Consider the following 23958-nt stretch of genomic DNA (forward strand, 5'->3'; position numbering starts at 1 on the left):
ACAGGGGCTAAAAAGCGGTTGCGGGGCTGGAAGGCGGAGTGATGCGCGGTCTGCGTTTTGGGTTCATACGGTCGAGGCGAAGAATCGCCCAGCTCACGGCGGTCGCACTGGCGGTCGCCAATATCACCGTGCTGGGCATGGTGCCCAGTTCGGTGGCGGCCACGCCGGCCCCCTGTGACGCCCCTGTCAACAAGGTGGCCTGCGAGAACACCAAACCGGTCCCCGCCGACCAGGCCGACGAGTGGATGGTCAGCTCGATCGACGACTCGGTGGTGGGGTTCACCGACAACATCAGTTACGCACCCGGTGAGACCGTCAATTTCAAGGTCAAGACGGACGCCAGCCAATATTGGATCGATATTTACCGGCTCGGTTTTTACGGTGGTAAAGGCGCACGGCGGATCGCCAAGGACATTACCCGCGTATCCCCGCCGACGCAGCCGGCGTGTTATGAAGATCAACCGGCCAACCCCGCCAATGATGTCGGAATTGTCGACTGTGGCAACTGGGCCACGACGTCGACATACACATTGCCGGCCGACTCGGTGTCCGGTGTCTATTACGCCGTTCTGCGCCGGGTGTACCCGGACGATTCGATCGGTGAGAGCGACATCGTGTTCGTCGTGCGCGACGACACCAGCCACTCCGACATCTTCTTCCAGACCTCGGACTCCACCTGGCAGGCCTACAACACCTACGGCAACCGCACGGGCTACCCCAAGGGCAACAGCCTCTACACCGGGCAGGGCCCGGGCAACGGCGGTTCGGCCTACAAGGTCAGCTACAACCGGCCGATCATCGGCAGCGAGAAGGAGAACTTCCTTTTCAACGCCGAGTACCCGATGCTGAGATGGCTTGAGGCCAACGGTTACGACACCAGCTACACCACCAATGTGGACAGTGCGCGGCGTGGCAACCTGATCCAGAACCACAAGGTCTTCATGCCGGTCGGGCACGACGAGTACTGGTCCAACGAGCAGCGCAACAACGTCGAGGCGGCCCGTGCGGCCGGCGTGAACATGGCGTTCATGACCGGCAACGAGGTCTTCTGGAAGACCCGCTGGGAGCCGAGCGTCGCCGGTCCGACGACCAACTGGCGAACTGTGGTGTGCTACAAGGAGACCAAGCCCAACCAGGTCGACCCGAGCACGACCGAGTGGACCGGCACCTGGCGGGACGCCCGCCAGAGTCCGCCCAAGGACGGCGGCAGACCGGAAAATGCGTTGCTGGGCCAGATCTTCACGGTCAACGGCATGCGCGAGGACCAGTTGAACGTGCCCGCCGCGTACACCCAGATGCGGCTGTGGCGCAATACCGTCGCGCCTCCGGGAAGCGGCCCCGGATATGTCTTCCAGACCGGGACCCTGGGTTATGAATGGGACTCCGTGGAGGAGAACGGCTTCCAGCCGCCGGGTGTGGCGCAGCTTTCCCGGACCACGGTGGAAATGAACGCCCCGGGCGACACATACGTCCTGCAGAACGAAGGTGACGTGTACGGCCCGGGGACCAAGACACACGCTTTGACGCTGTACAGATACCAGCCCAGCGGCGCGCTCGTCTTCGGCGCGGGCACGATCCAGTGGTCGTGGGGCCTGGACGACAAGCACATCCGGTCGGAAGTGCCCACATCGGACCAACGGATCAAACAGGCGACCGCGAACTTGTTGGCGGACATGGACAACGTCCAGCCACGCACACCGCAAGGCCTGATCGCCGCGACGCCGAGCACGGACACGACCGCGCCTTCGATCACGATCGGCACGACGCCGTCGCCCGTCGTCGGTACGGCGTACACGTTCTCCGGCACGGTGTCCGACTCCGGCGGCAGGGTCAGCGGTGTCGAGGTCTCGGTCGACGGGACCACCTGGCACGCGGCCAACTGGCAGGCCGGTTCGAGCAGCTGGAACTACACGTTCACACCCTCGGCCTCCGGCCAGCGCACGCTCAAGCTCCGCGCGGTGGACGACTCGGCGAACCTGTCCGGCGAGGTCACCCGCACTGTCACAGTGAACCCCCGGTCGTGCCCATGCAGTATCTGGAACGACAGCATGGTTCCGGGCGTGCCTGACTCCGGCGACGCGACAGCGCTCGAGCTCGGTGTGAAGTTCCAGGCCGCGTCCAACGGCTACATCCGTGGCGTCAAGTTCTACAAGGGCGTCGGCAACACCGGTTCGCACACCGGCTCGCTGTGGGACACCAACGGCAACCTGCTGGCCACGGGCACATTCCAGAACGAGACCGCACTGGGCTGGCAGACGCTGACGTTCCCGATGTCGGTCCCGGTCAATTCCGGCACCACGTACATCGCCTCGTACCACACCAATACCGGGCACTACTCGGCCGACGCGAACTACTTCGCGAACTCGCCGACCGGCCTGGAACCGTTGACCGCGTCGCAGAGCACGGCCAACAACCCGAACGGTGTGTACAAGGTCGGTACGTCCGGCTTCCCGGACCGCAGCTTCGGCAACGCGAACTACTGGGTCGACGTCGTCTACGGCTACGACCCCGGACCTGACCTCCGTGCGCCGCTGGTGGCGTCGACCAACCCGGTCAGCAACGGCGGCAGTGTCGGCCTGACCGCGACGCCGAAGATCACCTTCGACGAGCAGATCGCGCCTGCCTCGCTGCAGTTCAGTGTGAGCGGCCCGAGTGGCAACGTGCCTGGCACGTACGCCCTGTCCGCCGACGGCAAGACCGCGACCTTCACGCCGAGCCAGCAGTGGACCGCGGGCACGACGTTCACGGCCTCGGTCAGGGCATCCGACAACGCCGGCAACTCGATCCCAAGTCCGCCTTACACATGGTCGTTCACCACGGGTAACCCGAGACCGGCCACGTGTCCGTGCACCGTCTGGGACGACTTCGCAACGCCGGTCGAGGCAGCCGCGAACGACCCGTCCGCGGTGGAACTCGGTACCAAGGTCCGCTTCGACAGCCGCGGCACCGTGCACGGCATCCGGTTCTACAAGGGCCCTGGCAACACCGGCACGCACACCGGCTCGCTGTGGAGCTCGACCGGGACCAGACTGGCGACCGGCACGTTCAACAATGAGACCGGTGGCGGCTGGCAGACACTGATGTTCAACACGCCAGTGACTGTCCAATCCGGAACGACCTACGTCGTGTCGTACTACGCGCCGAACGGTCGTTACTCGGTCACCGGTGGCTACTTCAACGGTGTGGGTGCGGACTACGGCTCGATGCACGCGCTGGCCAGCGGTGTCGACGGCAGCAACGGCGTGTACCGCTACGGTTCCGGCGGTGGATTCCCGACCAGCTCGTACGGCAACACCAACTACTGGGTCGACGTGCTCTGGCAGGCAGGCGCCAACGGCGACAGCACGCCGCCGACGGTCGTCAGCACGAATCCGCCGAACGCCGGCACGGGTGCCTCACTCACGGCTCCGATCAGCGTGACGTACAACGAACCTGTCGACCTGCCGACAGCGCAGTTCACCCTCAAGGACTCGGGTGGCACGAAGCTGAACGGCACGCTGTCGTTGTCCGCGGACCAGAAGACGGTCTCGTGGACCCCGGCGGCGCGGTTCACCGCGGGCGCGACGTACACGGGCAGCATCAAGATCGCTGACGTGAACGGCAACATCACGCCGACGGCGACCACCTGGTCGTTCACCACCACGACAACGCAAACCTGTCCGTGCAGCCTGTTCAGCGACGCGACAGTGCCGACAGTCCAGGCCGAGAACGACCCGGGCAACTACGAGCTCGGCGTCCGGTTCAGCACCTCGGCCAACGGCTTCGTCACCGGAGTGAAGTTCTACAAGGGGACGGGCAACTCGGGCACGCACACCGGGACACTGTGGACGAACACAGGTGTGCAGCTGGCGACAGGGACGTTCACAGGAGAGACGGCGACAGGCTGGCAGACGCTGACCTTCAGCACGCCGGTCGCTGTCGAGGCCGGACAGACCTACGTGGCCTCCTATACCGCGCCCAACGGCAGGTACGCCGCAGACGGTGGTTACTTCAACCGGACCGCGGTGACCAGCACCCCGCTCAGCGCACCGCTGACCGGGCCGGGCTCGGCCAACGGTGTCTACAAGGTCGGTCCGGGCTTCCCGGAGTCGACGTTCCAGGGCGGCAACTACTGGGTGGACGTGGTCTTTCAGCCATGAGGCCGCTGGTGGTGGTCGCGTCCGGAGTGACGTGGGACGGGGTCAAGGGCTCGGAGAGGCAACTCGCCGAGTCCCTGGCCCGGCACACAGACATCCTGTGGGTGGACCCGCCGGTGTCACCAGTGACACCGGCGCGGTTCCGGGGCAAGTCGGGACGGATGTGGCGACCGCTGTTGCGGTCGGCTGCACCGAGGATCGCCCGGCTCACCCCGGTCGGCCCACCCGGCTGGACGCGGCCGGGTGTCCGCGAGTTCACCTGGCCGATCGTCCGGGCACAGATCGCCTGGGCGCTACGGAAAGCCCGGCGCCGGCCGGCCGTCTTCATCGCGTGCACACAGCACGACCTGCTCGGGCGTTGGGGCGAGCAGGTCGTGGACGTGTTGTACGGCACTGACGACTGGGTCGCCGGTGCGTCGCTGATGAACCAGGACGCGAATTTCGTCCTGCGTGAGGAACGAAAGGCGATCGCACGCGCCGACCTTGTCCTCGCGGTGGGGCCGGAACTGGCCGATCGCTGGCAGGAGCTTGGTGCGCAACCGGTCGTGTTCCCCAACGGCTGTGATCCCGAGGCCTACCAGGCGGTCGCCGATCCAGGACCGGTGCCCGGCGGGTTCCCCAACCGGGTTGCCGGGCTGATCGGCCAGCTCAGCGACCGGATCGACATCGAGCTGCTGGAGTCGGTGGCCGACAGCGGGATCGGGCTGCTGCTGGTCGGCCCGCGGGAACCGGGCTGGCAGCCGGGCCGGGCGGACGCGTTGCTCAAAAGGCCGAATGTGCACTATGTCGGCGCCGTCCCGTTCGAGGAACTGCCGCAATGGTTCGCGCGGATCGACGTCGGCCTGACGCCGTACGCGGACACAGTGTTCAACCGGGCCTCCTTTCCGCTCAAGACATTGGAGTACCTTGCCGCCGGGCTTCCGGTCGTCAGCACGGATCTGCCCGCGAGCAGACGGCTGGCCGAGGAGAGCAGCGGCATCCAGCTGGCCGGCGACCGCCGGGCTTTTGCTGACGCCGTCGTGAAAGCAGCCATCGACAAGGCGGAACCGGACGTGGTCGCGCAGCGACGTTCCGTTGCGGCAAGGCATTCCTGGGCCGCGCGCGCGGAAACTTTCACCCGACTGGCGGGTTTGTCGGCATGAGTGGTAAGAAACCGTGCCACCACAGCGATGGTGTGAGCGTGGCTCCTCTACTGCTGCTCGGCGCAGGCGATCGCGCGAAGGCCGCGCTGACGGCTGTTCGCGAGCGTCCTTACGTATGGATTCCGGTCGGCGTGCTGGACGACGATCCTGCCCTGCACGGCCAGGACGTCGACGGTGTGCCGGTGCTCGGCCCGGTCGACCTGGTGTACGAGTTGCCGGAAGCCGGCCTTGTCGCGTGCGATCCCAGTCTGCGGGAGCGGGTCTTCCTGCCCGCCGAGCGCTGGGTGACCCTGCGATGAGGATTCTGGTCTACCCGCACGCGATGGAGATCGGCGGCTCGCAGCTCAACGCGATCCAGCTGGCCGGTGCCGTACGCGACCGCGGGCATGAAGTGATCGTTCTCTCCGAGCCGGGCCCGCTGGTCGAGCGGGTCCGCGACCTGGGCCTGGAACACCTGGAGATCCCGCTCAGCCGTCGCCGGCCGTCGCCGGAGGTCCTCGCGACCCTGGCCCGGACGGTCCACAAGCGACAGATCAACGTCGTGCACGGCTACGAGTGGCCACCGGTGATCGAGGCCTTCTTCGGGCCGGGGCTACGGTGGCGCACACCGGTCGTCGGGACCGTGATGTCCATGTCGGTAGTCCCGTTCTTTCCCCGCACAGTGCCGCTGGTCGTGGGCACTGAGGCGATCCGCGAGGCCGCCCTGCGGGCGGGCCACCAGCGGGTGACGCTGTTGGAGCCGCCGGTGGACACCGAGACGGACCACCCTTCGGTGGACGGCTCGCAGTTCCGCCGGCGGCACGGCATCCCGTCCGACGAGGTGCTCGTCGCGATGATCTGCCGCCTAGTGCCCGAGCTGAAGCTGGAAGGCCTGCTGATGGCGTGCGACGCAGTCGGCGAGCTGGCGGCAGCCGGGCACAAGGTTCAGCTCGTCCTGGTCGGTGACGGCCGCTCGCGGGAAGAGATCGAGGAGCGGGCTGCGAAGGCGAACGCCCAGGCAGGCCGCACAGTGGTACGGCTGACAGGTGAGGTCGCCGACCCACGTCCGGCGTACGCAGCCGCTGACGTGATCGTCGGTCAGGGCGGTTCGGCCTTGCGCGGCATGGCTTTCGGCAAGCCGCTCGTGGTGGTCGGCGAGCAGGGCTTCAGCTCGCTGCTGACGCCTGACACCGCACCGCTTTTCCTGCAACAAGGCTGGTACGGCCTGGGCGGCGACGGTGTTTCCGATCTGCGGAGCCATCTGGAGCAGCTGCTGAACTCCCGGGACCGGCGGGGTTCGCTGGGCGAGTTCGCCCGCCGGCTGGTCGTCGAGCGGTTCGCGTTGACCCGGGCCGCGAAGGTCCAGGAGGACGAGTACCTGCTCGCCTTCCGCAACCGGCCCGCCGTCGCGTCGGTCGCGACCGAGCTTGTCCGGTCCGGAGGTGGCGTACTGGCCACCAAGGTCCGCACCAAATACCAGAGGTGGCGTGGCACGGTCGCGACCGATGACGCCAACGCCCGGCCGATCGTGGTGTCACATGGAAAGGCATGAGGGGAACATGACCACTTTGAACTGGCGGGATCGCGCGAAGACCGTCCGGGACAGGGGCGAGGACGCCGTCACGAAGGTGACCCACATGCCGCCGCGCCGAATCCGCGGCGACATCTCCCCACTCTGGCTGGACTACAAGAAGACCGGCCAGGACCAGGTCGACTTCCTGCGTGAGCTCTGCGGCCTGCAGCACGACCACCACGTGCTGGACATCGGTTGTGGCGTCGGCCGGCTCGCGCAGCCGCTGACCACAGTGCTCAGCAAGCGCGGCCAGTACGACGGTTTCGACGTGATGCCGTACATGATCGACTGGTGCAGGCGCAACATCACCTCGGCCCACCCGAACTTCCGCTTCACGCACGCCGACGTGCAGACCTCGATCGGCCACGACACCGGAATCGACGCGGCCGACTACGTCTTCCCGTACGACGACGCGACATTCGATCTCGCGTACGCCGGATCGCTGTTCACACACCTGACCCCGGCCGCGGCGTCGAACTACATGACCCAGGTCGCCCGGGTGCTCAAGCCCGGTGGCGTGTTCGTCTCGACGTGGAACATGTACAACTCCGAGTCCGAGAAGATCCTGCCCGGCCGCAGCCTGCGTCAGGCCTGGCCGCACGACCAGGGTGAGCACAAGCTCAAGGACGAGGAGCACCCGGAGTCCAATGTGGCCTTCGACGAGGTGTGGCTGCGCCCGCAGTACGCCAAGTCGGGCCTGCGGATCGTCGAGCCGGTCCGGCCGGACGCGACCTACTCGCCGCTGCGGGTGCCGCGCAACATCGCCGCCTCACACCTCTGGTACACGACCACGATCATCGCCGTTGTGCCCTGAGCACCTCGTCGTGCATGGACATGCCGTTGATCGTGCGAGGCCGGGCTTCTGAGACGACAACAGTCCAGTCGCCCGGCTCGAGCACGGCCTCGACCTGCTGAGCCGTGTAGTACATGAACGGTGATTTCGGCCGTGTCTCAACAGTGTGCATGTCCTGCGGCGAATGCCCGACGATCAGCAAGGTCCCGCCCGGTGCGACCGCCGAGGCAAGCCGCCGGTGCAGCAGTTGGTTTCCATCCGGCGACTGCAGGTGGAAGAAATGGGCCGTGACCAGGTCGAACTTCGTAGTCGGCGCGACCTCGGTGAGATCGGTGTGCAACCAGTCGACGGTGACGCCACGTTCCCGGGCGTGCTCAGCGGCCCGCGCGAGCGCCACCTTGGAGATATCCACGCCGGTGACCTGCCAGCCCTGCTCGGCCAGCCAGATCGCGTCGCTGCCCTCGCCGCTGCCGACATCGAGCGCCGACCCGGGTGTCAGCCCAGCCACTTCGGCCACCAGTTGGGCGTTCGGCTTGCCGCTCCAGATCCGCTCACTCTCGTTGTAGCGCCCGTCCCACCAGGCCTCGTCGAATACCACGTCCTCGTGTTCGTGTGTCATACCGCCACTGTGCGACCGGTCTCGATAATCTGGCAATTCCCGTTGCCGAAACAGCAACAGCTACTTTGCCCCCAATGCCACATTGGGGGCATCTGACGTCCCCAATGTGGCATTGGGGGCACCCCAACAGCTACTTGAGGGCGCCGAGGGTTTTGCGCAACGGCCAGACTGCGGGCAGGTAAGCCAGCAAACCCAAGGCCCCGCCCATCAGCAGTTGCAGGAACGAAGGCTCGGTGAACCACCGGACGACCAGGATCACCGCGACCATGCACAGCGTTCCGAGCAAAGGGCGTGCCAGCGGCGCGGCCAGCGCACGCATGGAAATCCCTGTCCGCGCAACGGCCATCGCGTACGCCGGGAGCACCAGGAACAACGCGACTCCGGCGTGCGCGATGCCGACGCCTTCGATCCCGCCGAACAAGGCGCCGAGCGGGAGGAACACCAGCAGGGCCACCAGCCAGCCGGCCTGCAACCACAGCGTCGCCCGGGAACGGCCCAACGCCACCAGGAAGTCGTACGCCAGCTCGGACGCGACCCGCACCACCCCAAGCAAAGCCAGGAACTGCAGGGCGACCGCGGACCCGGACCATGCCGAACCGTACAAAGTGGTCACCACCGGCAGCGCCAGCAAGCCGAGCACAGTGCACACCGGCAACGTCGGAATCGCCAGGACCATGGCCATTTTGGCGAACGTCTCCTGCCGCTTGGCCGGATCGTCCTGCACGCGTGCGAACGCCGCCAGCGAGACCCGCCGCACGATCAGTGAGAACACGTTCACCGGCCAGGAAGCCAGGTTGAACGCCTGCAGGTAGAGCCCGAGCGCGAACACGCCGAGAATCCGGCCGGAGATCACCTTGTCGATGTTCCACATCGCGACCATCAGCAGGCTGGCACCGGCCAACGGCAGCCCGAACATGATCAGCTCACGCGCGAGCTTGCGGTCGAACCCGAGCCGCGGCCACTTGCGGCTCAACGCGAACAGCACCATCGAGGACACCGCGTTGCCGGCGATCTGGCCCCACGCCAGGCTCCACGCGCCGTGCCCGGTCGCCGCGAGCGTCACGGTCAGACCGGTCGTGACGATCAGGTTCGACAGGTCCACGAACAGTCGCAGGCCTTGCCGGAACTCCCGGTTCATCAGTTGCGCGACCGGCGCTGACAGCCCGTCGATCAGGGCGCCGACACACAGGACCCGGACCACACCGGTGGCTTCGGGAACTTCCATGGCGGCGGTGAACGCGGGCGCGCCGAACCAGCAGAGCAGGTACACGAAAATGCTCGTGACCACGGAGATCGTGGTGACTGTCGGCCGGATGCGCTCGGGATCGCCGGGCCAGCGCACGATTGCCAGGCTCACGCCGAGCTCGTTGAGCGACAGCAAAGCGATCAACGCGACGAAGGCGACGGCGTACACACCGAAGTCGTGCGGCATGAGCAGGCGGGCCAGCACGATGCCGGTCACGAACGTGCCGAGCTTGCCGACCACCGTGTTGAGCAAGCTCATCCGCAGCGCTTTGCGGATCGGGCCCTGAGTTGTCGTCACGCCGCGCGCCGCCTGTCCCACCAGGCGACCACAGTGGACGCGGCGAGCACGATCGTCAGCGCGTCCAGTGGGACCCGGAACCGTATTCGGGTGAAGAACACCGCCAGCAACAACACGTTCAGCACGATCGCCCACAGACACAGCTTGTCGACCCGGTGTAGCGGGAATCGTTTGGAGATCATCACCCGCAGCAGCGCCAGTGCCAGGATCGGGTAGTACGACAGCGCCGCCAGCAGATCGGACGCGCCCTGACCCTCGGTCTTCAGGGTGTCGCTGTAGGCGAAGGTGTTCGCGACCTTGGCCACGTAGAGCCCGGCCGCCTGAGCCGGGTTCGAAGCGATCCAGGACATCGCCTCGGTACGGTAGAAGTTGTCGATACCCACCTCGTCGAGCTTTTGCTCCTTGGCGCGTTGCTCGTAGAGGAACAGGTCCACGCTTGTCCCGCTGTTGCCGGTCGCGCTGGGGTTGTTGCCCATCAACATGTTCACGCCGTTGTTCGTCGACACCGGGATGAACGCGCCCATCACGACGGCGTTCCGGATGACCCAGAGCCCAGGCAGGATCGCGGCTGCCACGAGCATTACCGCGATCGCCTTACGCGCCCGCCACCCTATGAAGATCGCGACCAGGAGCAGGGTCGGCGCGAACGAGGGCACGGTGAGCGTGAGCAGGCCGCCCGCGAGCCCGGCGCCGATCGCCCAGACCCACCTGTCCTTGGCCCGCAGCCCGAACTCGAACATCGCCAGCAGCATCAACAGTGCCGGGATCTGCGGGTAGAGCGCGGTCGCTGTGTACACGAACAGCGGATACGCGGCCGTCACGACAGCGACGAGTGCACCCGCCACCGGCGAGATCCGCCTGGCGAGCAGGTACGCGAACCACACCGCGCCGGCCAGGCACAGCACTCCCAGCAGCCGCATGACAAAGACACTGCCGCCGGACAGCAGATGCAGCGGCAGCAACAGGAACGGATATCCCGGCGGGCGGTACGCGGTCGCGTCCGAGCCGAAGGCGTAACCCCGGCCGTCGGCAAGCGATTGCGTCAGTTCGAGGTAGACGTGCTCGTCGGAGTAACGCAGTTCACCACCGAGCAGGATCGCGTACCCGCCGGCGAGCAGCAGGCTCAGGCCGACCGCGGCCAGCGCGATCTGGTGGCTGCGGGTGCTCAGCCAGTCGAACACCCTCGATGAGCGCAGGGCTGAATCCGTCATCGGACGGCTCTCCACATCGGCGGAAGGACAGGGGTTTGTGCTTGCACTGCCCGCAGCAGCGCCCCGCTCGCGCCGATCAGCACGAACGTCAGCCCGGTCGCGGTGGAGAACCAGAGCAGGTCGAAGGTGGCGGCTCCGAGCGCCACGATGGACTGCGCGGCGATCAACGACAGGGCCAGGTCACGGACCACCGGGTCCGGGCTGATCGCCCGCACTCTGGCGGCCGCGTACATCCCGGCCAGCAACAGGAACACCAGCACGACGAGTCCTATGTAGCCGTTCTGCACCAGCGTGCCGAGATACTGGTTGTCCAGCGGCCCGTACTTCTCCGAGAGGTAGGTCCCGTTGCCCCGGCCCAGCAGGTAGTGCTTGGCGATCTGCTCGCCGGCCGAGGCGTAGTCGTCGGTCCGGCCCTCGATGCTGGGGTCGCTGCCGATGTTGTCGAACAGGCTGTAGAGGGTGCCGATCAGGCCGGGCACGATCATCCGCAGCACCACCAGGAATCCGGCGGCCGCGATCAGTGCCTGCACCCGGCGCCGCCCGGGCCAGCCCAGCAGCAGCACCACACCGCCGAGGCACATACCGAGGATCGCCGACCGGGACAGCGAGACCACCGCGCCGCACGCGATGATCGCGAGCAGCAGCCACCACCGACCGGCCTTCTGCCCTGATTCCTTGGTTTTGTATGCGTAGTGCGCGGCCAGCGGGACGCCTATCGCGCACACCACACCGAACTCGATCGGGTGCCCGGTGGTGCCGGCCGGCCGGCGGAATGTGGCCCGTTCCAGCACGAACCCGTCGTCGGTGACCGGTCGCAGCCCAGGTACCGCAAGGTATTTGGTCAGGTCGAAGGCGAGCGCGAACTGCAGGAAGCCGATGAACGCGACAATGCCGATGCATACGGTCATGAACTTCAGCAGCATGTCCAGGCGGGCGAGGTTCTGCACACCATCGCAGACCGCAATGCCGACACAGATCGTGCCGAAGACGACCACGATCGTGCGGTCCGCGCCTTCGAGCTCGTCCATCGGCAGGTAGTTACGAGTCGCGTAGCCGTACGTCGCCAGTTGTGAGATCGCGTACAGGAACAACGCCGTACGCGCGAGATTGCGGCCCTTGGCCACGCCGAGCGTGGTGACCAGCTGGCAGCAGAACCAGATCACCCCCAGCGCGAGCCCGGTCAGCGTGGCCGGAGTGATGGACATCGGGATGCCGCTGATCACCAGCCGGGCCGGGATCATCAGCAGCATCAGCACGAAGACGCACGCCAGAGTGGCGCCGTCGGCTCGCTGCACCTCCGCCTGGGCCGCCACTTAGCCGGGATTCTTGGTGATCGGGTGCATACGCACCGTCTCGCCGGACGTACCCGATACCTCCGTGCCGTTGGGTTGCGGCTGCTGCTGGTCGAGCGAGCCCTGGTGCTGCCACTCCTGCATCGCCCGTGCCTTGCTGCGCTTCTTCTTACGCGACTGGGTGAAGCTCTCCATCGCGTACGCCGAGGAGAGGCTCGCGATCAAACCGAGCACGAGCGCGACCGCCGCGAACCGGACTTTGCCACCGGTCTTGGGCTCCGCGTTGGTCGGCGCGATGATGTCGACCGGTGCGATGAACGTCGACGCCGGTGCCTTCAGCGCCTCCTGGCTCTGCTTGAGTTCGGTCTTGGCGCGATCGAGCACCTTGGTGACGACGCCCTTCGCGTCCTCCGGCGTTTTCGCCAGCGCGACCACCACGATGAACGGGCCGGTCAGCTGGCCGTTGCCGATCTCGTAGCCCATGTCCTTGCTGCCACCGAGCAACTGCTCCTGCACGGTGGGGTCCTGCAGCTTCTGGATGATGATCGTGGCCGAGGTGTTCAGGCTCGCGTCGAACGCCAGTAAGGGATTCACCCGGTCGGCGGGTCCGGTGGCGCCCGCGGCCACCCTGGCGCCGTCTGTGGGCGACGTCAGCACGACCGTGCCCTTGGACTCGTACTGGGTGTCGACCGATACGTACACGCCTGCCGCGAGTCCAAGGGACACCGCGAAGACAGGCACCGCCACGCGCCAACGGCGCAGCAGAACCCGGATCGTCTTCCAGAAGTCCATCGCGTCCCCGATCGGCATACGTGCCCTGCACTCTTCTCCAGCAATCTGCTCAACCAGCGTTCGCGTTACTGGACGCAGTCACCCTCACGGGAAGAGACCAGCTAACAACTGGCGATGGTCACGCGATGTGGTCTGCGATCGGCGAGACTGATGGAGGTGGCGCCGCGTGTACGTCGCCTCGACGCGCAGTCCAGGTAGGACACCCCGAGTGTCAGGACGGTTACCCAGCACCGTCTTCGCGCTCGGCACAGTGAGTCTGCTCACTGACATCTCCGCGGAGATGGTCACCGCGTTCCTCCCGGTTTACCTCATCTACACACTGCAGCTGAGCTACGTACAGTTCGGTCTGCTCGACGGTCTGTACACCGGTGCCACTGCCGTATTGCGGCTGATCGGTGGATTCGTCTCCGACCGGACAAGCCGCCCGAAACTTGTTGCCCTCTTCGGTTACGGCCTCTCGGCTGTGACCAAGCTCGTCTTCCCGATGGCCGGTGCATCGAGCGTCGCGATCGGCGGTGTGCTCGCGGTCGACCGGGCCGGCAAGGGCATCCGGACCGCGCCGCGGGACGCGTTGATCTCCCTGGCGACGTCACCAGACCAGTTGGGTGCCGCATTTGGCGTACACCGGGCGATGGACACGGTCGGCGCGCTTTGCGGGCCGTTGCTGACATTCCTGATCCTGGCACAGTTGGGTTCCGCCGCCGGGCCGGTGTTCGTGGTGAGTTTCTGCTTCGCCGCCATCGGTGTTGTCGTGTTGCTGACATTCGTGCGGGAACACCGCGCTAAGGCCAAGCCGTCGAAGGTCTCGTTGCGGGCGGGTCTGGGCTTGTTGCGTGACCGCAAGTTCCGGCGCGCGGCGATCGCGGCGACGCTGCTCGGGCTGGTGACCATCAGCGACGCGTTCGTGTTCGTCGTTCTGCAGAAGGTTTCGGACATTCCGGTCGGAGTGCTTCCGCTGCTGCCGTTGGGGACCGCGGCGATGTTCCTGCTCGCGGCGGCTCCTGTGGGCCGGCTCGCCGACCGGGTCGGCCGGTGGCGGATGTTCTTCATCGGACACGTCCTGCTGCTTGTCACCTACGTCACATTGCTGGTTCCGCATGGCGGATTCGTTGCGGTGGCAGTCGCTCTGACCGCTCACGGCCTGTTCTACGCGTGTACCGACGGAATCCTGATGGCGTACGCAGGTGGGTTCGTGCCCGCCGAGTTGCGGGCGACCGGCCTGGCAACGATCCAAACTGGACAGGCACTGGCCCGTATGACGTCTTCGATCGTGTTCGGCGTCATGCTCGCGGGCATGACGATGGCGGTCGCGGTCAGTGCGTTGGTGGTTGTGCTTGTCGTGGCGCTGGTCGCCGTCGCGTTCCTGGTGAGGTCTTCATGAAGACGTGGGTCTCCGCGCATCGCGTGCTGGTCGGCGTGGTGACGATCGTGCTTGTGGCGCTCGGCGGCGGTGGTTACGTCGCGTGGACCGCCGCCAGCCAGCCCGCCGTGACGACCAATGCGCCGCCGCCGACGGCCGGTGACCTGATGTTCGTCGATCTCAACGGCGGGCAGGACCGCGTGACGACGGTCAAAACCGCTGATCCAGCCGGTGCGCGCACTGTGAGCGCGTTGCGCTGCCAACGGTTCTACCGGGCCGCGAACACCTCGGTCTGCCTGCGGCTTTCCGGGCCGGGCCCGAGCTACGAGGCCGCCGTGATGACCGGAGATAACAATGTCGTCAAAACCGTCGCGCTGCCGGGCATTCCCAGCCGGGCCCGGGTCTCGGCCTCCGGCAACGTCGTGACCTGGACTTCCTTCGTGACGGGCGACTCGTACACGGTGCCTGGCGGCTTCTCCACCCGCACCGGCTTCTTCGACCTGCGCACCGGCGAGGTGACCGAGTCGATCGAGCACTTCGAGGCGACGATCCAGAACCGCGTCACCAAATCCGCCGACATCAACTACTGGGGTCTCACAGTCGCCGACGACGACAACACCTTCTATGCCACGTTCGCCTCAGCAGACGCAACATGGCTGGTCAAAGGCGATCTGAAGGCGAAGACGCTCAAGAGTGTGCGGCCGAACGCGGAGTGCCCGTCGTTGTCCCCGGACGGTAAGAGAGTTGCCTACAAGAAGCGTCCCACGCCGCTCGACCCATGGGATCTCGTAGTGCTTGACCTGCAGACGAACCAGGAAAAGCGGCTGCCGGGCACCACCGGGATCGACGACCAGGCGGCCTGGGTCGACAACTCGACGCTCGCCTTCGGCACGGCCAAGAACGAGCAGAAGGCCACCACGATCTTCTTCGTGCCGGCCGACGGTTCCGCCCCGGCCAAGCCGGAGATCTCCGACGCCGCGTCACCGGTATCGGTGAAATAGTGGAGCATGTGGGCGAACCCATTGTCAGCGTAGTGATCGCGGCGCACGAGGAGCAGGCGGTGATCGCGCGGTGCCTGCGGTCGCTGACGGCCGGGGCGAAACCGGGCGAGTTGGACATCGTCGTGGTCGCCAACGCGTGCACCGACCGGACCGCGCAGATTGCCCGGTCGGAGCGAGCGCGCGTCATCGAGACGCCGATCCCCGGCAAGGCGCACGCGCTCGTGCTCGGTGATGCGGAGTGCCGCACGTTTCCACGGCTGTACCTCGACGCCGACGTCGACCTCGACATGCCGTCGTTACGTCTGATGCTCAAGGCAATCGATCGCGGCGCGCTCGCCTGTTCGCCGGTACCCGAGTACGACATGACCGGTGTTTCCCGTGTCGCCGCAAGGTTCAACCGTGTGCACGACCAGCTGCTCTCCGGGCGTCGAGGCTTGTCCGGCGCCGGTGCCTACCTGCTCAGCAAGGAAGGGCACACCCGGGTTTTCCCTTTGCCTGTGGTTATTTCTGACGACGGATTCGTACATCGCGCGTTCTCGGTGAGCGAGCGGCAATCCGTGGCAGGCGCACGCTCTGTGGTGCGACCGGCGCGTACGGTGCGTGCGGTGATCCGCAGGCGGGCCCGGGTCCGGCTCGGCAATCGTGAGCTGGATCTCTTGGGGCGTAAGGCCGAAGAGGCACCGGTGGGGCTCAGGTCACTGGTAACGCTGGTTCGCCGCGGCCAGGTCCGGGTGCTGGATGCCTTGTGGTTCTTGGTAGTCCTGCTCGCCGACAAGGTGGTCGCGCGCTGGCGGCGGTTGCGTGGCAAGGACAAGAAATGGGCGTCCGACACCGGGTCACGCTGAGGTCAAGCCGCCGGACGAGTCATCTGATAACCATTCGATTCCCTTATAGCCCACTCTGAGTATGTCTGCGTATGTTCGGGACCGGCTCGTTCCGGCGTTCACTCGAACCCGCTAGTCCGTTCTGCGCAGTCCCGCTGAGTGGTTATTAACGGGCTTGATGACGGCCGTTGTGACCTGGCCACTTGCCCGATCGTACGCATTTGCTGTTGTTTCTGGAAAACAGTAACTCCGGCGCGGGCCTCGACGACATGTGCAATGTCGGCCAGAACTCAGGAAGAGGGCTCCCAGGTGACTCGCAGGCATGTGCTGATCATCGTCCAGAACCTGCCGGTTCCCTTGGACCGCAGGGTTTGGCTGGAGTGCCAGGCGCTGACCGCGGCCGGGTACGAGGTTTCCGTGATCTGTCCAAAAGGGCCAGGCGATCCCGGATACCAGGTGTTATCCGGTGTGCACCTGTACAAGTACGCTCCGCCGCCGCAGGCCAACGGCGTGCTGGGATACCTGCTCGAGTTCGTCTACTGCTGGCTGCGGACCGCCCGCCTGACCTTGAAAGTCTGGCGCAGGGCGCCTTTCGCCGCCATACAGGCCTGTAACCCGCCGGACACATACTGGGCGCTCGCCCGGTTATGGCGGGCGCGGGGCGTCCGGTTCATCTTCGACCACCACGATCTCAACCCCGAGGTCTTCCGGTCGCGCTTCGGTGAACCGAAGGGTCTTGCTGCACGTGTACAGCTTGCCGGCCTGTACTGGCTGGAACGCAAGACCTTTCACACCGCGGACCGGGTGATCTCGACCAACCAGTCCTACCAGCGCATCGCCTGGGAACGCGGGGACGTGCCGGTCGAGCACACCACGGTGGTGCGCTCGGGCCCGGACACGTCGGTGATGAAACCCGGCACGCCCAAACCGGAACTGCGTAACGGCAGGGAACATCTGGTGGCGTGGCTGGGAATCATGGGGCCGCAGGACGGCGTCGACGGCGTGCTCGAAATCGCCCGCCGGGTCGTGCGCGACCACGGCCGGGAGGATGTCCAATTTGCCCTGCTGGGATTCGGTGACTGCCTTGAGGATCTGAAGAAACAGTGCGCCGAGCTGGGCCTGGACGACTATGTGACCTTCACCGGCCGCGTCGGCCCGCCGCAGATCGCCGACTATCTCTCCACCGCGTCGCTCGGCCTGTCGGCCGACCCGCTCAGCCCGCTGAACGACGTGTCCACAATGAACAAGACCATGGAATACATGGCGTACGCGCTGCCCGTGGTGGCCTACCGTCTCACTGAGACAGTTGTGTCAGCAGGCGACTGCGCTGTGTATCTGGAACCCGGTGACGTCGACGGTTTCGCCAAGGAACTTCTCGGCCTGCTGGACGACCCGGCCCGCCGGGACCGGCTCGGTTCGGACGGCCGGGCCAGGGCCGAGCAGGTGCTCGACTGGCGGCCGCAGGCACAGGCGTACGTCGGCGTCTACGACGAACTGTTCGGATTCGAGCTCGAGCCGGCCGCGCCGCCGTCGCGGCCGGCTGTCATCCGTGACCACCGCACGCCGGGCCTGCGTAGCTCTCGGCGCCGGGTGACTCCCACCGCTGACTGAAAGGGCTGCGCATGTTCGCCAGACGGATCGCGGTGATCGGGACCGGGTATGTGGGCCTGACCACCGGTGCCTGTCTTGCTTCGCTCGGGCACCGGGTGGTGTGCGGCGATGTCGATCCGGCCAAGATCGACCGGCTGCGCCGGGCCGAGGTCGACATCCTCGAACCGGGCCTGGCCGAGTTGGTGGCCGAAGGTCTCGCCGCCGGCCGCTTGTCCTTTGTGGTCGGCGCCAAGGAGGCGCTGGCCGCGCACGAGGACGGTGCGGAGATCGTGTACCTGTGCGTGCCGACGCCGATGGGCGTGGGTGGCGTGGCCGATCTGAGCACGGTCGAGTCGGTCATCGACGACGTCCGCGACCTGCTGCCCTCCGGCACGGTCGTGGTCAACAAGTCCACTGTGCCCGTCGGGACCGCGGAGCGCACGAAAGAGCTGCTCAAGCGTGCGGACGTCTCGGTGGTCAGCAACCCCGAGTTCCTGCGTGAAGGGTCGGCTGTCGAGGACTTCCTCAACCCAGACCGGATTGTCGTCGGCTGCGACCAACAAGACGCGGCCGAACGCGTGTCGGCGTTGTACGCGCGGCTTGGTGCGCCGACAGTGCTGACCGACGCGGCCAGCGCCGAGCTGGTGAAATACGCGGCCAACTGCTTCCTGGCGATGAAACTGTCCTATGTGAACGCGATGGCCGAGCTGTGTGAACGCCTCGGTGCGAACATCGCGGACGTCACCGAGGGTATGGGCTACGACCGCCGGATCGGCCAGGCGTTCCTGTCGCCCGGCCCTGGCTGGGGCGGTTCGTGCCTGCCGAAGGACACCTCGGCCATGTTGCAGGTCGCCGACTCGGCCGACTTCGAGTTCCGGCTGCTGCGCGCCACGATCGACACGAACGAACGCCAGCGCCAGCGCATCGTCGACAAGATCCGGCTCGCAGTGACCGGCAAGCGTAACGGCTCGCTGTCGCACACGCGCCTCGGCCTGTTCGGCCTGACCTTCAAGGCCAACACCGACGACCTGCGTGACTCACCCGCATTGGCAGTGGCGGCCATGCTTCGCCAGGCCGGTGCCGAGTTGGTGGCTTACGATCCGGCGGTCCGGTCGGACACCCTCCGCCCGGAGATCGGCTCGGTGACTGTAGTCGATGATCCTTACCTGGTCGGCAAAGAGGCCGACGGTCTGGTGATCCTGACCGAGTGGCCCGAGTTCCGGACCCTCGACTGGCCGAAACTGGCCGACGTGGTTGGCAACCAGGTCGTGGTGGACACCCGCAACCTGCTGGACAAGGACGTGTTGCGGCGCGCCGGTTTCACCTGGACCGGCCTGGGCCGCTAGCGGAATTTCCGGACTATCGCCTTGAGCTGAGGGGCGATCGGTGAGGCTTTGGCCGCGCTGATCGCCTTTCGGCTTACCCGGCGCAATGTGGTCCGCGCACCGGAGGTGATCGCGCCAATGCACACAGTGGACGATCCCGTCATCGCGCGCCGCTTGTAGTCGTCCTCGCCACGGCCGAGGTCGATCCTCGTGATCCCCAGTTCGGGGGCGGCCATCACGACCTCACGCAGCAGGATCCAGCCCGGCGACAGTGGCCCGAACTTCCGGTCGAACGCCGGGAACCACCAGTGCAGTACGTCGCCCGAGCGAATCCCGAAATGCGCGGCGAGCAGATGCGGCCCGGCGTGCACGGTCGACAGCAGGCCTAGCCCGGAGTCCAGCAGGCGGTGCAGCAGCTCCCGTTGCACCGGGTCGGCGAAATGGTCCCGGGCACCTGTCGAGGCGTACTGCTCGCGTTTCAGGGCAATGACCTGATCCAGATGTTCCGTTGACGCGGCGACGAATTCGACGGTGCCCAAATCGCGGCCGGCCTTGTTGGTCAGCCGACGGGCCTCGCTCATCTTGTCCCGGCCACTCTTCGCGGCCCGCCCGAGATAACCCTCCAGGCCGTCGGTGACGTCCATGAAAGGAGACGGCCTGCGTTCCTCGATCCAGGGCTCGAGATCGACGTACTCGTCCACCAAGTGGTCGAATGTCAACGACTTGACCCCGGCCGCCCTGAGCAAAGCCCTGGGGGAGAACCGGACGCCAGGTGCCAGCACTGGTCCCTGGAAGTCCGCGCCCGGCGAACCAGCCGGTCGCGCACTCGATCCGCTTATGTGCAAGGGCCAGACGAAACCGTCGCCCAGCAGAACCGAAACCGGCCGCCCGGCATGCACAGCGGCAACATAGGAAGCCGAGAAATACGGACTGTCCCATCTGGATTCACCGGTCCGGATCTCTTGCCAGTGCGCCAGGTCCGCCTCAGTCAGCGAATCGAAGGAAACCAGCCGGAAACCACTCATTGGGGCAGCACCCGCAATCGCTTCGAAGGCCGCAACAAAGCCGTCAGGGCCGCCTTCGCGGTCGGCCGGCCCGCAGCCGCCCGGATCGCCTCGCCCAGGACAACCGCGGCGGAATAGCCCAGCCAGGCGAGAAAACCGTAATGCCTGCGGACAATCCGCACCCGGTTCACGGTCAGCAGAGCCCACAGCATCGGGTTGGTTCCCGACTCACCGCCGTCGTGCTCGAATACCGACTCCGGTGAGTACCAGGTCAGATACCCCAGCCGACCGGCCCGCAATGCGAAGTCGGTTTCCTCGCCGTACAGCAGGAACGTCTCGTCCCACGGGCCGGTTGCCCGGAATGCCTCGGCGGAGATGAGCTGAATCCCGCCGGTCGCCCAGGTCGCCGGTCCGGGAACCGAATACCGCGCCGGATCCGTGATGAGCTCGCCCAGCGTGCCCCAACGCCCCGCCCGGTTGCCGCCGATGACTGCCTCCGCCCAGGCCCGTAGCACGGTCGGTGGGCGCCGCAAAGACGGCTGAAGGCTTCCGTCCGGATTTTCCAGTCTTGGGGCGGCTATGCCCACTCTGGGCCGGTCAAATGCCTTGGCCAGCAAGGCGACCGCACCTGGCCGGACCCGGACATCGGGGTTGATCACCAAAACGGCGTCGTGCGGGCCCAGCGAGGCCACACCGGCGTTGATCCCGGCGGCATATCCCGCATTACGGCCGATTTCCACCACCCGCACCGGGAGATCGCCCGAGTTCTTGGCGATATCACACGTGTCGTCTTTCGAAGCGTTGTCCGCCACCACGATCTCGGTGACGTGCACGCCTTCAAGGCCATCGGGCAGGGAAGCGAGGCACGAGCCGAGAGTGTCCGCACTGTTGTACGTCACGATCACGACGGCGACTCGGAGCGGATCGCTTGTCACGTCACCCTCATCGTGCCGCGCCACGACTGCGTTTCATCAGCCCGGCGGCCAGCCTGCGGGCCGCGCGGCGCATCCCGGGCTGTCCGGCCAGCACATCGGTTGTCCACGATGGATCGATGTCGTGCCGCAGGCTGGTTCTGGCCTGCAGCCAGGAATCCGGCGCGGCCGCACCGCCGTCACTCGTATAGACCAAACCGGCGCCCGCGTGCCGAAGCCGGTTCAACACCACCCGATCGTACGAACCGAAGGGCACCGCGACCCGGGAGACGGGCTTACCGGTCACCTCCGCGAGCAGCCGGGGCGCGGTCACCATCTCCTCGACCGCCTCCTCGAAGCCGATTTTCCGCCAGTCGCGGTGTGACCAGCCATGCGATCCGATCCGCATCCCGGCGTCCCGCAGCTCCAGCACGTCGGACTTGTCCAGCCTGCCCGGTTGGCCGAGCAGCCCGGCCAGGACGAAGAACTCGGCGGTGAGACCGCGTTCCAGCAAGCGGGGCAAGGCGATCTCGACGTCCGAGGAGTTGCCGTCGTCGAACGTGATCCGGACGTCCTCGCGGCCCATCGCGGCGTCCAGCACCTGTTCGAACTGCTCGGTGGTCACCCACGTGCCGTCCTCACCGGGATCCAGTTCACGCGGCGGCTTGCCGATGCCGTGCACGGTGAGGTTGATGACCTTGGCTGGCATCCGGCGGCCCTTCTCGCGGCGGGGTGTCCACTCGGGTATCGGCGCCGGGGGCCGGGTATTACCTCTTGACAGTGTCTATTGGTCTAGTCCACATTCAGACGTGCTGACGGTAGTCAGCCGCCTCCGGTCCGACACCGCCGCCTGCGAGTCGGAGGTGGGCTTCCGCACCCCCTGCTTGCTGGAGGACCCATGAAGATCATGCGGCGGATTCTCCCCGCGGCCATTACAGCCGCGATGGCGATCGGCCTGGCGCCGGTGGCCCATGCCGCGGTGAATCCGATTCTCGCTGCGCCCTACCTCTACCAGTGGAGCAGCCCGCCCAACCCGACGTCCGTGATGTCGTCGACCGGCATCAAGTCGTTCACCCTCGCCTTCATCCTGTCCAACGGGACCTGCAACCCGGCGTGGGACGGCGACCGGTCGCTCACCGGCGCCGACATCACCCGCGTGAACCAGATCCGGTCGGCCGGCGGCGACGCGATCCCGTCCATCGGCGGCTGGTCGGGCAACAAGCTCGGCAAGACCTGCTCCAACGCCACGAACCTCGCCAACGCGTACGTCAAGGTGATCGACGCGGGCAAGTTCACCGCGATCGACCTGGACATCGAGAACACCGACGAGTTCCAGAACGCCGGCGTGCAGGACAAGATCCTGGGTGCCTTGAAGATCGTGCGGCAGCAGCGGCCGTCGGTGAAGATCGTGATCACCATCCCGACCGAGGTGAGTGGCCCGGAGACCTGGGGCAACCGGCTGATTCAGCGCTCGAAGGACCTCGGCGTGGCGGTCGACGTGTGGACTGTGATGCCGTTCGACTTCAGCTCCGGCGGCGACATGGTCGGCAAGACCAAGAGCGCGGTCACCGGCCTGAAGAACCGGCTCAAGTCGGTCTTCGGCCTGTCGGACGACGCGGCGTTCCGCAAGTCCGGCCTGTCGTCGATGAACGGCAAGACCGACAACGCCGGTGAAGTCGTCTCTCCGGCGAACTTCCGCTCCATCGTCAGCTGGGCGAACTCCGTGCACCTGGCCCGGGTGTCCTTCTGGGCACTCAACCGCGACTGCAACAACTGTGCGGGCATCAGCCAGGGTCAGTGGGAGTTCACCCGCGCCAACGCTGCCTTCACCGGTTGAACTTTGCCCCCAATGTGGCGTTGGTAGCGTCAGATGCCCCCAATGTGGCATTGGGGGCATCTTTTTTGCTCTTGGCGCGGGTCCTGGGCAACAGCACGATGCCCACCGCAGCCAGCAGGAAGCACACGACTTCGCCCAGCGTCGCCACCGTGGACGTCTTCGCGCCCTCGCCGAGCGCCACGTAGCCGATACCGATCGCGACCAGCGGGTCGGACAGGGTCAGCGCGGCCACGACCAGGTCCGGCGGCCCGCTGGCGTGCGCCTGCTGGATGAACCAGACCGCGACCGGGATCGAGAGGATCGCGCCGATCAGCGACCCGGTCGGGAAGTCCGCCCGGTTGCCGTGCTCGACGCTCAGTGCGGCCAGCCGGACGACCACCGACGAGAACCCGAACACGACCCCGCCGCCGGCGGCGAAGGCCAGGCAGCGAACGAGTCCGTGCCCGATGCTGCCGATCAGGCCGAGCACCATCAGCAACAGCCCGACGATCAACGCGATCAGTACCGCGGTCTCGTCGGACACGCTCGTGACCTGGGCGTTGGACGCGGCCAGGGATGTGAAGCCGCCGACGCCCAGCACGATGGCCGCCAGCGCAAACCAGGTGCCGAGCGACAGCCCGGTCCGGTCGTACCGGGCGGACGCGACCGCGGTGACCGCGATGCCGAGCACGCCGATCGGCTGGATGACCGTGACCGGCGCGAACGCGAGCGCGCCGAAGTGCAGTGCGCTGCCGATGACGACTGCCAGCTGGCCCATCAGCCATTTGCGGTTGCTCAGCAGTTCCAGTAACGCGCCGATCGCGACCAGCTTGCCGTTCTGCTTGTCACGGACCGCGGTGTTCTGCCACAACGCCCCCAGGCCGTTCAGCAACGCCCCGGCGAGAGCCAGGGTGAACGCTAGCCATAGCAGAGATCCCACAAAGCCAGCCTATTGAACTCACACCGATCACACTCGGCAATATCCGTGCTTGCTAGGTCACAAACAGAACTCGGAACCCGTTCTGACCTGCCCATGTCAACCATGGT

At 66.4% G+C, this 23958-nt stretch carries 20 protein-coding genes; 11 read left to right on the plus strand and 9 right to left on the minus strand.

Features of this window, described 5'->3' with window-relative positions; genetic code table 11:
- The first annotated feature begins 41 nt into the window (after positions 1-41).
- Genes JOF56_RS13060 through JOF56_RS13080 form a run of 5 tightly spaced genes read left to right on the plus strand, consistent with a single transcriptional unit; the run spans position 42 to position 7644 of the window.
- Positions 42-4139, plus strand: coding sequence for a DUF4082 domain-containing protein (locus tag JOF56_RS13060; protein WP_245378249.1), 4098 nt, complete (start codon positions 42-44; stop codon positions 4137-4139).
- Positions 4136-5278 carry a glycosyltransferase gene (locus tag JOF56_RS13065; protein ID WP_209637581.1) on the plus strand — a complete coding sequence of 381 codons (1143 nt, stop codon included), beginning with the start codon at positions 4136-4138 and terminating at the stop codon, positions 5276-5278. Before JOF56_RS13060 ends, JOF56_RS13065 begins: the two co-directional genes overlap by 4 nt.
- 38 nt (positions 5279-5316) lie before the next feature.
- The gene (locus JOF56_RS13070; protein WP_209637583.1) at positions 5317-5577 is read left to right on the plus strand and encodes an LbetaH domain-containing protein; all 261 of its coding nucleotides are present in this window, start codon (positions 5317-5319) and stop codon (positions 5575-5577) included.
- Positions 5574-6809 carry a glycosyltransferase family 4 protein gene (locus JOF56_RS13075; protein ID WP_209637585.1) on the plus strand — a complete coding sequence of 412 codons (1236 nt, stop codon included), beginning with the start codon at positions 5574-5576 and terminating at the stop codon, positions 6807-6809. Before JOF56_RS13070 ends, JOF56_RS13075 begins: the two co-directional genes overlap by 4 nt.
- Positions 6810-6816: 7 nt before the next feature.
- Positions 6817-7644: a class I SAM-dependent methyltransferase gene (locus tag JOF56_RS13080; RefSeq protein WP_209637587.1), complete on the plus strand. Its 828-nt coding sequence runs from the start codon at positions 6817-6819 to the stop codon at positions 7642-7644.
- Here JOF56_RS13080 and JOF56_RS13085 read toward each other — a convergent pair.
- From JOF56_RS13085 to JOF56_RS13105, 5 genes are all read right to left on the minus strand, one after another.
- Positions 7625-8242, minus strand: a complete 618-nt coding sequence (locus JOF56_RS13085; RefSeq protein ID WP_209637589.1) for a class I SAM-dependent methyltransferase — start codon at positions 8240-8242, stop codon at positions 7625-7627. The genes JOF56_RS13080 and JOF56_RS13085 overlap by 20 nt on opposite strands.
- Positions 8243-8372: 130 nt before the next feature.
- The gene (locus JOF56_RS13090; RefSeq protein WP_209637591.1) at positions 8373-9785 is read right to left on the minus strand and encodes a lipopolysaccharide biosynthesis protein; all 1413 of its coding nucleotides are present in this window, start codon (positions 9783-9785) and stop codon (positions 8373-8375) included.
- Positions 9782-10996, minus strand: coding sequence for a glycosyltransferase family 39 protein (locus tag JOF56_RS13095; protein ID WP_209637593.1), 1215 nt, complete (start codon positions 10994-10996; stop codon positions 9782-9784). The genes JOF56_RS13090 and JOF56_RS13095 overlap by 4 nt, the downstream gene beginning before the upstream one ends.
- Complete coding sequence (locus tag JOF56_RS13100; RefSeq protein ID WP_307855078.1) at positions 10993-12309, minus strand: O-antigen ligase family protein; 1317 nt, start codon at positions 12307-12309, stop codon at positions 10993-10995. The genes JOF56_RS13095 and JOF56_RS13100 overlap by 4 nt, the downstream gene beginning before the upstream one ends.
- Positions 12310-13098 (minus strand): YveK family protein, encoded by a 789-nt coding sequence (locus JOF56_RS13105; RefSeq protein WP_209637595.1) that lies wholly within the window; start codon positions 13096-13098, stop codon positions 12310-12312.
- Positions 13099-13246: 148 nt separating this feature from the next.
- On the opposite strand from JOF56_RS13105, the gene JOF56_RS13110 reads away from it, so the two are divergent.
- From JOF56_RS13110 to JOF56_RS13130, 5 genes are all read left to right on the plus strand, one after another.
- Entirely contained in the window at positions 13247-14461 is a 1215-nt protein-coding gene (locus tag JOF56_RS13110; RefSeq protein ID WP_209637596.1) for an MFS transporter, read from the plus strand.
- Entirely contained in the window at positions 14458-15441 is a 984-nt protein-coding gene (locus JOF56_RS13115; protein ID WP_209637598.1) for a TolB-like translocation protein, read from the plus strand. Before JOF56_RS13110 ends, JOF56_RS13115 begins: the two co-directional genes overlap by 4 nt.
- Before the next feature lie 8 nt (positions 15442-15449).
- A complete protein-coding gene (locus tag JOF56_RS13120; RefSeq protein ID WP_209637600.1) occupies positions 15450-16286 on the plus strand; it encodes a glycosyltransferase in 837 nt (278 codons plus the stop codon).
- Positions 16287-16541: 255 nt separating this feature from the next.
- Entirely contained in the window at positions 16542-17876 is a 1335-nt protein-coding gene (locus tag JOF56_RS13125) for a glycosyltransferase family 4 protein (RefSeq protein WP_209637602.1), read from the plus strand.
- An 11-nt stretch (positions 17877-17887) separates the two neighbouring features.
- Complete coding sequence (locus tag JOF56_RS13130) at positions 17888-19201, plus strand: UDP-glucose dehydrogenase family protein (RefSeq protein ID WP_209637604.1); 1314 nt, start codon at positions 17888-17890, stop codon at positions 19199-19201.
- Here JOF56_RS13130 and JOF56_RS13135 read toward each other — a convergent pair.
- From JOF56_RS13135 to JOF56_RS13145, 3 genes are read right to left on the minus strand one after another with little or no spacing between them, the layout of a single operon-like run.
- Positions 19198-20205 (minus strand): GNAT family N-acetyltransferase, encoded by a 1008-nt coding sequence (locus tag JOF56_RS13135; protein WP_209637605.1) that lies wholly within the window; start codon positions 20203-20205, stop codon positions 19198-19200. The genes JOF56_RS13130 and JOF56_RS13135 overlap by 4 nt on opposite strands.
- On the minus strand, positions 20202-21119 hold the full coding sequence (locus tag JOF56_RS13140) for a glycosyltransferase family 2 protein (RefSeq protein ID WP_209637607.1): 918 nt from the start codon (positions 21117-21119) through the stop codon (positions 20202-20204). Before JOF56_RS13140 ends, JOF56_RS13135 begins: the two co-directional genes overlap by 4 nt.
- 7 nt (positions 21120-21126) lie before the next feature.
- Positions 21127-21804: a polysaccharide deacetylase family protein gene (locus JOF56_RS13145; protein ID WP_209637609.1), complete on the minus strand. Its 678-nt coding sequence runs from the start codon at positions 21802-21804 to the stop codon at positions 21127-21129.
- 189 nt (positions 21805-21993) lie between these two features.
- Here JOF56_RS13145 and JOF56_RS13150 point away from each other — a divergent pair, with 189 nt between their 5' ends.
- Positions 21994-22932 carry a chitinase gene (locus tag JOF56_RS13150; protein ID WP_372447868.1) on the plus strand — a complete coding sequence of 313 codons (939 nt, stop codon included), beginning with the start codon at positions 21994-21996 and terminating at the stop codon, positions 22930-22932.
- Here the strand turns inward: JOF56_RS13150 and JOF56_RS13155 are convergent.
- A complete protein-coding gene (locus JOF56_RS13155; protein ID WP_209637611.1) occupies positions 22922-23851 on the minus strand; it encodes a hypothetical protein in 930 nt (309 codons plus the stop codon). The two genes, JOF56_RS13150 and JOF56_RS13155, sit on opposite strands and share 11 nt — an antisense overlap.
- Positions 23852-23958: the final 107 nt, after the last annotated feature.

Source organism: Kibdelosporangium banguiense (assembly GCF_017876405.1).
GTDB lineage: Bacteria > Actinomycetota > Actinomycetes > Mycobacteriales > Pseudonocardiaceae > Kibdelosporangium > Kibdelosporangium banguiense.